Genomic DNA, 807 nt, shown 5'->3' on the forward strand with positions numbered 1-807 from the left:
CGACGTCCGGCTTTTCGACCGCGTCGTGACTGACTACGAGGTGGCGCAGCTGTTCCAGCAGTCGCCGATTATCAAGGGGCGTTGGCAGTTCGAGGAGGGCGGCTCGGCGACCCCGGACTCCTCTTTGCAGAACAACGCTCTCCAGCTTCATGGTGGGGCGGGTATAGCCGAGTACACGGGTCGCGTCGACCTGCACGCCTTGGAGCTGGACGGGTCCGCCGGCTACGCCGCGGTGTCCTCGGTGCCGGTGGACACCTCGGCGAGCTTCACCGTTGCGGGTTGGGCGCAGGGCGTCGGGGCGCTGGAGGAGCCCGCGTCAGTGGTCAGTGCGTCGGGGGCGGCGGAGAGTGCGTTCGCGGTGCGGTTCCTTCCGAACGCCGATGATCCTGGTTGGGGGGAGTGGCAGGTGGCGCTGCCGGGACAGGACGCGGTGGGTGCTGAGGTGACGCGGATCCGTAGTCAGACTCCGCATCACGCCGCGTCGTGGACCCATGTCGCGGTGGTGTACGACGGCTTCGCCAAGGAGGCCCTGCTGTACGTGAACGGGCGGCTGGAGGAAGTCGTCTGCACGGATGAGTCGGAGCCGGACTGTGCGGCGGGGACTTCCTGGGCGGAGAACGTGCACGCCTTCCAGGCGACGCACTCGTTGCAGGTGGGGCGTTCGCGGATTGCCGGGGCCTGGGGAGAGCACTGGCCTGGGGCGATCGATGATCTGTGGCTTTTCCAGGGCGCGTTGAACAGTTCCCAGGTTGCCTTCTTGTCGCTGGGCGTCTCCGACGCACCGACCACGGTTCCCTGACGCGGTCG

1 protein-coding gene is annotated in these 807 nt (G+C 67.8%); it reads left to right on the top strand.

What is annotated here, in order from left to right; all coding sequences use genetic code 11:
• Positions 1-799, top strand: a 799-nt coding sequence (locus PJ985_RS23230; protein WP_333909897.1) for a LamG-like jellyroll fold domain-containing protein, incomplete at its 5' end; no start/stop codon positions are given.
• Positions 800-807 lie beyond the last annotated feature (8 nt).

Origin of the sequence: Streptomyces sp. ACA25 (assembly GCF_028200735.1) — a bacterium.
In the GTDB taxonomy this organism is placed as follows: domain Bacteria; phylum Actinomycetota; class Actinomycetes; order Streptomycetales; family Streptomycetaceae; genus Streptomyces.